The 5,872-nt window shown below is 64.9% G+C and carries 6 protein-coding genes; 4 read left to right on the forward strand and 2 right to left on the reverse strand.

The features are described from left to right. Together BRAS3809_RS18320 and BRAS3809_RS18325 are read left to right on the forward strand one after the other, a co-directional pair. On the forward strand, positions 1 to 1,149 hold a 1,149-nt coding region (locus tag BRAS3809_RS18320), incomplete at its 5' end, for a lipoprotein-releasing ABC transporter permease subunit (protein ID WP_035656733.1). A 7-nt stretch (positions 1,150 to 1,156) separates the two neighbouring features. Next, entirely contained in the window at positions 1,157 to 1,858 is a 702-nt protein-coding gene (locus BRAS3809_RS18325) for an ABC transporter ATP-binding protein (protein ID WP_008963575.1), read from the forward strand. 13 nt (positions 1,859 to 1,871) lie between these two features. Here the strand turns inward: BRAS3809_RS18325 and BRAS3809_RS18330 are convergent, their stop codons facing one another. Then, positions 1,872 to 2,951: an alcohol dehydrogenase catalytic domain-containing protein gene (locus tag BRAS3809_RS18330; RefSeq protein ID WP_035656735.1), complete on the reverse strand. Its 1,080-nt coding sequence runs from the start codon at positions 2,949 to 2,951 to the stop codon at positions 1,872 to 1,874. Positions 2,952 to 3,107: 156 nt separating this feature from the next. Between BRAS3809_RS18330 and BRAS3809_RS18335 the strand changes: the two genes are divergently transcribed. Together BRAS3809_RS18335 and BRAS3809_RS18340 are read left to right on the forward strand one after the other, a co-directional pair. Continuing rightward, entirely contained in the window at positions 3,108 to 3,878 is a 771-nt protein-coding gene (locus BRAS3809_RS18335; protein WP_008963577.1) for a helix-turn-helix transcriptional regulator, read from the forward strand. A gap of 450 nt (positions 3,879 to 4,328) precedes the next feature. Next, positions 4,329 to 5,111, forward strand: coding sequence for an outer membrane protein (locus BRAS3809_RS18340; protein WP_008963578.1), 783 nt, complete (start codon positions 4,329 to 4,331; stop codon positions 5,109 to 5,111). 154 nt (positions 5,112 to 5,265) lie between these two features. On the opposite strand, the gene BRAS3809_RS18345 is transcribed toward BRAS3809_RS18340, so the two are convergent. Continuing rightward, entirely contained in the window at positions 5,266 to 5,601 is a 336-nt protein-coding gene (locus BRAS3809_RS18345) for a DUF3551 domain-containing protein (protein WP_008963579.1), read from the reverse strand. Between the last annotated feature and the right edge of the window lie 271 nt (positions 5,602 to 5,872).

Genomic DNA, 5,872 nt, shown 5'->3' on the forward strand with positions numbered 1-5,872 from the left:
GGCATCATGCTCGGCGTCGCCACGCTGATCATCGTGATGGCGGTCATGAACGGCTTCCGCAAGGAGCTGCTCGACAAGATCCTCGGCCTCAACGGCCACCTGCTGGTGCAGCCGCTGGAATCGCCGCTGACCGACTGGAAGGACGTGTCCGAGCGGATCTCGCAGGTCCAGGGCATCCGGCTCGCCGCGCCGGTGGTCGATGGCCAGGGCCTGGGCTCGTCGCCGTTCAATGCCTCGGGCGTCTTCATCCGCGGCATCCGCTCGCAGGACCTGACGAACCTCACCTCGATCGCCAAGAACATCAAGCAGGGGACGCTCGAGGGCTTCGACGAGGGCCAGGGCGTCGCCATCGGCCGGCGCCTCGCCGATCTGCTCTCGCTGCATGCCGGCGACAGCATCACGCTGGTCGCGCCGAAGGGCGCCGTGACGCCGATGGGGACCACGCCGCGCATCAAGCCCTACAAGGTGGCGGCGGTGTTCGAGATCGGCATGTCCGAGTACGACTCGAGCTTCGTGTTCATGCCGCTGGCGGAGGCTCAGGCGTATTTCAACCGCAACAACGACGTCACCGCGATCGAGATCTTCACCAGCAATCCGGACAAGGTGGAGCAGTTCCGTAAGACGGTGACCGAAGCGGCGGGCCGGCCCGTGTTCCTGGTCGACTGGCGCCAGCGCAACTCCACCTTCTTCAACGCGTTGCAGGTCGAGCGCAACGTGATGTTCCTGATCCTGACGTTGATCGTGCTGGTGGCGGCGCTCAACATCGTCTCGGGGCTGATCATGCTGGTCAAGGACAAGGGGCAGGACATCGCCGTGCTCCGGACGATGGGCGCGTCGCAGGGCGCGATCATGCGCATCTTCCTGATCACCGGAGCCTCGATCGGCGTGGTCGGCACGCTCACCGGTTTCTTCGTCGGCCTCCTGATCTGCTTGAACATCGAGACCATTCGCCTGTTCCTGTCCTGGCTGACCAACACCGACCTGTTCGATCCGACGCTGTACTTCCTGTCGAAGCTGCCGGCCGAGATCGATGCCGGTGAGACCAGCGCGGTCGTCATCATGGCCCTGACCCTGTCGTTCCTGGCCACGCTCTATCCCTCCTGGCGCGCGGCCCGATTAGACCCGGTCGAAGCGCTTCGCTACGAGTGAGGCGCTGATGGACGAGCAGGGGGCGGAGGATGTACCGGTCGTTTATCTCCATGAGATCAAACGCCGCTACATGCAGGGCGAGAAGCAGCTGACGATCCTGGACGGCGCCAAGCTCGCGCTGTGGGCCGGCCAGTCGGTGGCGCTGGTGGCGCCGTCGGGCTCGGGCAAGTCGACATTGCTGCATATCGCGGGTCTGCTGGAGAGCCCCGACGAGGGCGAGGTCTATGTCGGGGGCACGCCGACCTCGCAGCTGACCGACATCGAGCGCACCCAGATGCGCCGCACCGACATCGGCTTCGTCTACCAGTCGCACCGGCTGCTGCCGGAGTTCACGGCGCTCGAGAACGTCATGCTGCCGCAGATGATCCGCGGCCTGAAGCGTTCCGAGACGGTGAAGCGGGCGAGCGAGATTCTCGCTTATCTCGGGCTTGGCGATCGCATCAAGCACCGTCCGGCCGAGCTGTCCGGCGGCGAGCAGCAGCGCGTCGCGATCGCCCGCGCAGTCGCCAATGCGCCGCGCGCGCTGCTGGCCGACGAGCCGACCGGCAACCTCGATCCGGGCACCGCGGAGCATGTCTTCCACGCCCTGATGCAGCTCACCAAGGCGACGCGGGTCGCGATGCTGATCGCGACCCACAACATGGAGCTGGCCGGCCGCATGGACCGGCGCGTCTCCATCGTCGCCGGCAAAGTCGTCGAGCTGGACTGAGGCTTGGCCCTGCTCAGGGCGTGATCACCGTCATCTTGAACGGCGCGTGATGCGCGGCGGCGTGAGCGACGGCCTCGTTGGCGTGATCGAGATCGAAACAGGTCGGCTCGAACTGCGCGAGGTCGAGCAGTCCGCCCCGGATCAGCCCGACCATTGTCACGGTGGCGGTTGGCGGACACATCCAGACGCCGTGGATGGTGATGCAGTCACGCATGATCCAGGGGTAGGGCAGGTCAAGCCCGGGGCCGCCCAGCATGCCGACGCCGCCCATCAGCACCACGCGCCCATAGGGACGCACCGTCATCACAGCCGAGCGGACGACGCTGGTCGTCACCGAAGGCGGCATGATGTCGAGCACGCAGTCGATCGGGCCGGGTGCGGCGCGCTTCATGCGCTCTGTGTCCTCGCTTTCGTTGCCCGACAGCCTGACCGGATGGACGCGCGCGCCGAACCTGCGCTGCAGTTCGGCGAGCATGGTCTCGTTGCGGCCGGGCGCGACGACCGCGGCTGCCCCCATCGCGAGCGCCACCGCGACCGCCGCGCTGCCGAACCGGCCGGTGGCGCCGCTGACCAGTACGGTCTCGCCCGGTTGCAGATGGGCGGCCAGGAAGCCGCCATAGGGCACGAGCAGGGTGCCGAGCGCGCACCAGCGCGCGGCGTCATCCGCATCGATCACGCCGATCGGCTTGGCGTTCTCCGTCGGCAGCCGGATTCGCTCGGCGAACGAGCCGTGCCGGAAATGCCGTTGCAGCTTCAGGCCGCCCTGGCCGCGCGCGCTGAGGCCCTGCAGCGTGATGTCGGGGGCGAGCGCATTGTCACGCGAGCGCACCGTCGGATCGCAGAACACCCAGTCGCCGATCGCAAGATGCGTCGCATCGGGGCCGACAGCGCTGACCCGGCCGATGCCGCTCGTTCCGGGAATGACCGGCAGCTCCAGCAAATATTTGCGCTCGCCGCTGAACACCTCGTTCGCGTAGGACAGCACGCCGGCCGCGACGATGTCGACGATGACCTCGCCGGTGCCGAGCACGGGATCCTCGACCTCTCCGATCTCCAAGGGCGATCCAAAACGCTTCAGTACGGCAGCCTTCATGATCTCTCTCCATTCCCTGGGTGGCGGAGACCGAAAGTGCCCGGCTATGCTGCGGGCAGGAAGGCCTGGTATTATCCTAGGATAGCACAGGCCCAGCCTGGAACCTCGTTGTCGGCAGGACTGCACGCGTGGGTGATCCAAGATGAGCGATCCAAGATGAGCGATCCAAGACATGCCGCGCTCGGAAGCTTCCTGCGCTCGCGGCGGGAGAAGCTGACTCCGCAAGCCGTCGGGCTGCCGGCCGGCCGGCGGCGTCGCGCCGCGGGATTGCGCCGCGAGGAAGTGGCCGAACTCGCCGGCATCGGTGTCGACTGGTACATTCGACTCGAGCAGGGGCGTGCGGTGAAGCCGTCGTCCTCGACCATCGACGCCTTGGCGCGCGCCTTGCGCCTCACCCGAACCGAGCATGCTCACCTCAAGGCGCTGGTGCGCGGACCGACGCGCAAGCCGTTCGTGCGGGAGCAAGTTCCGCAAGGACTTCGTGATCTCGTGCAGAGCCTGAACCAGCCGGCCTACATCTCGGGACGGCGGTGGGACGTGCTGGCCTGGAACGACCCGGCGGACGAGATCTTCGGCTTCTCGCGGCTCGCGGACGCCGATCGCAACACGCTGCTGCTGATGCTGTGCACGCCCGGCGTCCGCAAGCTGTTCGGCGCGCAGTGGAAGGAATTGGCCCGACGAATGGTCGCGCAGTTTCGCGCGACCTACGATTTGTGGGCGGGCGATCCCGCCTTCGCCGAACTGCTCGCCCGCCTGCGCGACGGCAGCCGCGAATTCGACGAGCTCTGGGCCGCTCACGATGTCAACGCGCTCGCTGCGGGCGAGAAGCTGCTCGACCATCCGAAGAAGGGACGCGTGAAGCTCCGCTATGCGACGTTCCAGGCCAATGACGATCCCGCGCTGAAGCTTGCGATCTACTACACGTAGCGACCGCCGGTCGCGGACGGTCGTGCGGTCAGTGGTCTACTGAAACAAGTTGCAGTGATCATAGATTTGTCTGCTTTGCGCATGATGATGCTAAGCATTCGCAAAGAGGTCGTGCCGCGGATGGGACTCCACGACTGAGGCGCAATCGCGTGGGTTTCGTGACGGAGAGAGTCTCCGCCGCGCCTTCCTGGCCGCCGCATTGTGGCGGACGATGGACAGCGGTCACGACTCCTCCACATATCTTGTTAGTTGTTAGTTCCGAAAATCGCGAAAAGCTTCAAAAACAGGCGTTTGCGCCAAATCCCATAAAAGCCGAAAAGAACCGCTTCAGTCCGTCCATCAGGTGATGTCGACGACGCAGATGCAAAGGGCATGAGCGCTGCGTCGATCTGCATGTTTGGCGACGGAACAGAGGGTTTGGGGACCTTGGGACAGAAGCTACGGAGTTCGATGATGAAAACGCTTTTCGGGGCAGCGGTGGGGCTCGGCGCAACGGCTGTCGCGTCGTCTGCTTTCGCGGCTGATCTTCCAGTCAAGAAGGGACCTTACACCAAGGCTCCGCCGGCGGTGATGGCGACGGTTTATGATTGGGGTGGCTTCTATGTCGGCTTCAACGCCGGCGGCGGCTCCAGCCGGGACTGCTGGAATCTGGTCTCGAACGCCGGCGTTGCGGTGAATCCCGCGGCGAATCGCGAGGGCTGCTCCGGCGGCGGCGGCGCCGCAGTCGGTGGCCAGATCGGCTACCGCTATCAGATGGCCAACTGGGTGTTCGGCGTCGAGGCGCAGGGCGACTGGGCCAACTTCAAGGGCACCAATCGCAACCTGATCCTGCCCAATGTCAGCGACCGCTCGCGCACCAACGGCTTCGGCCTGTTCACCGGCCAGGTCGGCTATGCCTTCGACAACATTCTCCTCTACCTCAAGGGTGGTGCTGCGGTCGTCGGTGATCGCTACGACACCTTTACGACCAACACCAATGTCATGCTCGACCGCGCCAACACGACGCGCTGGGGCGGCACGGTCGGCGCCGGTCTCGAATACGGCTTCGCGCCGAATTGGTCCGTCGGCGTCGAGTACGACCACATCTTCCTTGGCAACAAGAACCTGAACTTCGTCGCTGCGGCCGCGGGCCAGCCCGCGATGACCCATCGCATCAAGCAGGATGTCGATATCGGTCTGGTGAGGCTGAACTACAAGTTCGGTCCCGGATTCGGCCTCGGCATGATGCACTGACGACTGGCCGATACGGTAGAACGACGTTCGTCGGGGTTTCGGCCTCGACGAACGTTTCGATCGCGAATCCCGCTGCTTCGCAGGGATCGAACGGCAGGGATCTGCACGGCAGAGATCGAACGACAGGCATGCTGCCGTCTCGATCGAAGTGCGCTCAATCCTCTTCGAACACGAACGGATTGGGGAAGGGCGCGTAGGGATTCGGCGCCGGCGGACGCGGCTTGATGCGCTGGCGGTGCGAATAGGGGTACGGCGTCGCGCGCGGGTCGTTGCTGACACCGGCGAAATAGGGATTGGCGATGCACGTCAGCAGGCGTCCCGACGCCGTCGCCTGGCACTGCGCGTAGGTGTCGAACGTGCAGTTGCTCAAGCCGGGGTGCTGATCACCCTGCAGGCAGAATGCGTGCCGGACTCCGACGGCGTGAGCCGGGGCATGGACTGCGACCACGAGGCCGGCTGCGGCCAGCGCCGCATAGAACACGTCACGCATCAACGATCTCCCTCATCCGGTGATGACATCATTCGCGGCATTGCGTGGCAAGGCGATGCGCGAAGGTCGGCTCGTGTGTAGTCGGTCGGGCTCTTCTTGCAAATCGGAAAGTTCCATCAACACACTGTGATTGCGGATTAATTTCCAGACATGTCCAGCGCGCCTTCAGAAGCACGCTGTGACCCTCACGCTACAGCAATTGCGTTCGGGATCGTTAAGAGGTGCGCTTGGCCTGGGGGCCAATGAGACGAGACTGGACTTTCAGATGAAG

Origin of the sequence: Bradyrhizobium sp. STM 3809 (genome assembly GCF_000239795.1) — a bacterium.
Classification (GTDB): domain Bacteria; phylum Pseudomonadota; class Alphaproteobacteria; order Rhizobiales; family Xanthobacteraceae; genus Bradyrhizobium.

Coding starts and splice junctions, on each gene's coding strand:
- BRAS3809_RS18325 (WP_008963575.1), top strand. CDS start 1,157: ATGGACGAGCAGGGGGCGGAGGATGTACCGGTCGTTTATCTCCATGAG.
- BRAS3809_RS18330 (WP_035656735.1), bottom strand. CDS start 2,951: ATGAAGGCTGCCGTACTGAAGCGTTTTGGATCGCCCTTGGAGATCGGA.
- BRAS3809_RS18335 (WP_008963577.1), top strand. CDS start 3,108: ATGAGCGATCCAAGACATGCCGCGCTCGGAAGCTTCCTGCGCTCGCGG.
- BRAS3809_RS18340 (WP_008963578.1), top strand. CDS start 4,329: ATGATGAAAACGCTTTTCGGGGCAGCGGTGGGGCTCGGCGCAACGGCT.
- BRAS3809_RS18345 (WP_008963579.1), bottom strand. CDS start 5,601: ATGCGTGACGTGTTCTATGCGGCGCTGGCCGCAGCCGGCCTCGTGGTC.